Annotated in this window: 4 protein-coding genes; 2 read left to right on the top strand and 2 right to left on the bottom strand. The window is 66.9% G+C overall.

Annotation, left to right across the window (positions count from 1 at the left end):
- Together ACEN88_RS24865 and ACEN88_RS24860 are read left to right on the top strand one after the other, a co-directional pair.
- On the top strand, window positions 1-765 hold a 765-nt coding region (locus ACEN88_RS24865; RefSeq protein WP_413343983.1), incomplete at its 5' end, for an ABC transporter ATP-binding protein.
- Between the two features lie 300 nt (window positions 766-1,065).
- Entirely contained in the window at window positions 1,066-3,051 is a 1,986-nt protein-coding gene (locus ACEN88_RS24860; RefSeq protein WP_413343981.1) for a diguanylate cyclase, read from the top strand.
- Window positions 3,052-3,187: 136 nt separating this feature from the next.
- On the opposite strand, the gene ACEN88_RS24855 is transcribed toward ACEN88_RS24860, so the two are convergent.
- Both ACEN88_RS24855 and ACEN88_RS24850 read right to left on the bottom strand, forming a co-directional pair.
- Entirely contained in the window at window positions 3,188-3,541 is a 354-nt protein-coding gene (locus ACEN88_RS24855; RefSeq protein ID WP_413343979.1) for a hypothetical protein, read from the bottom strand.
- Window positions 3,538-4,603 (bottom strand): cytochrome-c peroxidase (locus ACEN88_RS24850; RefSeq protein ID WP_413343977.1); only part of this gene is annotated, 1,066 nt, incomplete at its 5' end. The genes ACEN88_RS24855 and ACEN88_RS24850, both read right to left, overlap by 4 nt.

Raw genomic sequence — 4,603 nt, 5'->3', positions numbered from 1 at the left:
GTCGTGTCCGCACGCAAGCCCGTCGCGGCCGACGTCCCCGCCGTGCGCGTGCGCGACCTCTCGTTCGGCTACGTGGCGGGCCAGACCGTTCTGCACGACCTGTCATTGGACATCCCGCAGGGTGCGTTCTTCGGCATCGTCGGGCACACGGGCAGCGGCAAGTCGACACTGCTGTCGCTGCTGCTGCGTTATTACAATGTCGAGCAAGGCACCATCACCCTGTTCGGCGAGCCACTGGCGACGATCGGCAACGAGCGTTTCCGCGCGGAGGTCGGCCTCGTGCCGCAGGATCCGTTCCTGCTGGCGGCGTCGGCACGCGAGAACATCGACATGGGCCGCGGCCTGTCACAGGCGGCCATCGAGGCGGCCGCGCGCGCCGCGCATGCGCACGAGTTCATCGCGCGGCTGGAACAGGGCTACGACACGCCGCTGGGCGAAGGCGGCTCGCGCCTGTCGTCCGGCCAGAAGCAGCTGATCGCGATCGCGCGCGCCCTCGCCGACCGGCCGCGCATCCTGCTGCTGGACGAAGCCACGTCGCGCATCGACAGCCAGACGGAGCAGATCGTGCAGCAGGCACTGGACGAGCTGCGCGGCCAGGTCACGATCATCGCCATCGCGCACCGGCTGTCGACGATCCGCGACGCCGACCGCATCGTCGTGCTGAACCACGGCCGCATCAGCGAATCGGGCAGCCACGACGACCTGATGCGCATCGAAGGCGGCCTGTACCAGCGGCTGTATTTGCTGCAACAACTGAGCGTTTGACCGCGTTGTTTACCTCCTTGATATCGTTGCCGTTGCAGAAACTTTGTTAGTTAAACACTATTTTTGTGACGGCGCGGCTTCTTGAATACGAAACCTGTGTCTTTTCCGCATAATCGTTCCATTAATTGATATTTCTCAATTGCAAGAGCCTATAATTGTATATGCAGATGTCCTAAATTAAGGGACCACACTTCCTCGGGAGGCATATTGGCAGGTCTATCTCGTGCAGCGCAGCACCGACGCAGCCGTGCGCTGCTGGCCCTGCTATTGCTCGTTTCCGGAAGCACGCCGGCGGCCGCTATGCCGGAAGAACCCGTGCGTGCGCGCTTTGCCGAACTCGGGGAAATCATCCGCGTCACGCCCCAGCACGCGGTGCCGCTGCTGGCCGGCCTCGCCGCCCAGGCGCGCCGCACGCCCGCCGAACACGCCCGCCTGCTCACGCTGTCCTGCGACCTGAGCCACCGCCTCGGCAAGCACGTGGAAGCCGTCCAGCTGTGCGAACAGGCGCTGCAACTGGGCCGCCAGGCGCACGACGACAGCCTCGTTGCGCGCGCCCTGCTCTCCAAGGCCTATGCCCTGTTCGGCCTGAACGAAATGAGCCAGTCGCACCAGCTGGTGTGGGAAGCCGAACGCCTCGCCGCCCACAGCCCCGACGTCGACCTGCGCATCCTCGTGCTGATCTCGTCGGGGGAATCGTTCGCCGAGGAAGGCAACTTCCCCGTCGCGCTGACCAAGATGCAGGGCGCCGTGACGCTTGCGCGCCAGAGCGGCAACAAGCTGCAGATCGCCGTCGCGCTCAAGTCGCTGGCCTACCTGTACAACCAGATGCGCGAATTCGACAAGGGGTTCGAGTCGATCGGCGAAGCGGAACAGCTGGCGGAGGCGATCGATTCGCCGGGCCGCCTGGCGATCTTCAAGACGACGGAATACATCCTTGCCGCCAACAGCGGCGACATGGAGCGGGGCACGAAGGCCCTGCTGTCGGCGCTCGCGCTGGAACGCCGCATCGGCGCCGACGCGATGATCGCCAACACGCTCGTCAACCTGGCCGACTCGTACCTGAAGCAGCAGGACTGGCGCCGCGCGCTCGCGTACGCGCAGCAGGCGCTGGAACAGGCGCAGAAGCTGCACGACGACGCCCTCGCCGCCACGGCCCGCGTCAACGTGGGCCAGGCCTATCTGGGCATGGGCCGCCTGGCCGAGGGCAAGAAGCACATCGAGCAGGGCATGGACTGGTACCAGCGCTCCGGCAACAAGCCCGACCAGCAGGGTGTCCTCGTCGAATACGGCGACGCGCTGGAACGCGCCGGCGACCTGCCCGGCGCGCTGGCCGCGTATCACCGCGAGCGCGCGCTGTCGAACGAATTGTTCGAGACGCGCCGCCAGAAGGCGATGATGGAGCTGCAGGAAAAATACGAGGCCGACAAGCGCCAGCGCCAGATCGAGATGCTGCGCCAGGAAAACCAGGTCAAGTCGACCGAAATCGACAACCGCCGCCTGCAGCAGCGCATCTGGTGGCTGCTGGCGCTCGTGTTCGCGCTCGCGTCGGTCATCGTCGGCATCCTGTACCGCAAGGTGCGGCACGCCAACGCCCAGCTCGAGGTCAAGAACCATGAACTCAAGCAGCAGAGCGCGCGCGACCCGCTGACGGCGCTGTACAACCGCCGCCACTTCCAGGAATTCATGCGCTCGCACCAGGACATCGAGCGCCGGAGCGTGAGCAACAACGGCGGCACGAGCGGCGAGGACATGGTCAGCGCGATGTTCCTGCTCGACGTCGACCACTTCAAGCACATCAACGACACGTACGGCCACGGCGCCGGCGACGCCGTGCTGCGCGAGATCGCGGACGCGCTGCGCGAGATCCTGCGCGAGACCGACATGATCGTGCGCTGGGGCGGCGAGGAATTCCTCGCCTTCCTGCCGGCCGTGCCGCGGAACAGCCTCGACGAGGTGGCGCGCCGCCTGCTGGCCGGCATCCCGGCACGCACGATCGACTACCAGGGCACGCGCCTCTCCGTCAACGTATCGATCGGCTTCGCGCCGTTCCCGCTCGTGCCGGGCATGGCGCTGTCATGGGAACGCGCAATCAACATCGTCGACATGGCGCTGTACCTGGCCAAGGGCCACGGCCGCAACCGCGCGTACGGCGTGTGCGGCGTGTCCGGCCTCGCTCCGGCGGCGCTGGACGAGGTCGAGCACGACATCGAGAAGGCGTGGCGCGCGGGGCTCGTCGATCTGTCGATCGTGACGGGGCACGTGCCGGAATTACGGATGGCGTCTTGAACCTCGTCGTCCTCGCGAAAGCGGGGACCCATGCCGGGTCTCCGAAGCCCGGCGTCAGGAATACCGCGGTGTTTCCGACGCACCGAATCCGGTTGCTCAGTATGGGTTCCCGCTTCCGCGGGAACGACGGTTCAGGTCACTTCGCCGCCTGCTGCATCTTCTCCCCGGCCTCCTCGACCTTCTGCCCGACCCGCTCCGTCGCTTCCTTCGCGCCGTCGCGCGCCTCGCGCACGGCCTGGTCGGCCTTCTGGACCTGGGCCTGGACCTTGTCCTCGACCTTCTCGTTGATCCGCTCGATCCTGTCGTTCACGTGATCGAGCTTTTCCTGCACGCGGGCGCCGGCCTCGTCGACCCTCGCCTGCGCGCGGGCGCCCGCGTCGTCGATGGCCTTGCCGGCCTGCTGGGCGGGGCCCACGTCGTCCGTACCACGGTTGCACGCCGCCAGGAGACAGCCCGCCAGCAGCGCGCCGATGATGGATATCCGTTTCATCTTGCACCCTCCTTTGTTGCCGAATATACACCTGCACCACGCGCCGCGGCGGACGCTTCGAACGGCGCATCCGTCAGCGTACGCAGGAACGCGACGATGGCGTCGATGTCCGCATCGTCGAGCGCCGGCTTCATCCCCTTGCGGCGGTTGTACGGCATGGTGGCCACGTTGACGTTGCCGAGGTGGCGCGGCGCCACGTCGTCGAATTGGCGGCCGTTCCCGTACCAGCGTTCCGGCTCGATCGAGCGGGTGGCGTAGAACGCGACGGCGTCGCGCAGGTCGGAAAAGACGCCGTTGTGCATGTAGCGCTCGCGCGCGGCCACGTTGCGCAGGCTTGGCGTGCGGAAGTAGCCGCACCACTGCCCGGGCTCCTTCCATCCTTTTGCACGCCCCGTGGCGCACAGGCCCTCGTCGAAGTGGCGCGGGTCGCGGTTGGCCGGAATGGCCCGGTTACGGGGCACGGCGAGTGCATCGTAGCCGAAATCCGTGAACAGCGAGCGGGCCGGATTGGTCGACGTCTCGTTGAACTTGTGGCAGCTGGCGCAGTTGCCGCGGTCCGGGTCCTTGAACAGTTTCAGGCCGCGCAATTCTTCCGCCGTGAGCTTTGCCTTGCCCTGCACCCAGGCGTCGTAGCGCGACGAGAACGGCGACATGTCGCGGCTTTGCAGGAACGCGTCCATCGCGGCGCCAAGTGCCGTCAGGGTGCTGGCCGTCGTCCTGAATACGTCCGGGCCGAAGGCCTGTCTGAAACCGTCCGCGTACGGCGCCGTGCGCAGCTTGCGGGCGATATCGGCGTCGCTCCGGTTGTGCATCTCGAGCGGATCGAGCAGCGGATGGCGCACCAGTTCCGCGACGGTGTCCACGCGGCCGTCCGTGAACAGGCCGCCGAACGGCGTGGGCGCGAGTGCGTCGTCGTCCTGGTAGAAGAACAGCGGCGGCACGTAGGCGGCGTACAGCACGGACGGCACGTTGCGCCTGCCGACGAGATCCGGCCGGCTGCCCAGCGCCACGCCGATGCGCGAGCCGTGGTTGCCCGCGAAGCCCTGCGCGGGATCATGGCAG

The organism is Massilia sp. CT11-108 (assembly GCF_047302915.1).
GTDB classification, from domain to species: Bacteria; Pseudomonadota; Gammaproteobacteria; order Burkholderiales; family Burkholderiaceae_D; genus Telluria; species Telluria orientalis.
This window is presented reverse-complemented; position numbering and strand designations above follow the sequence as displayed.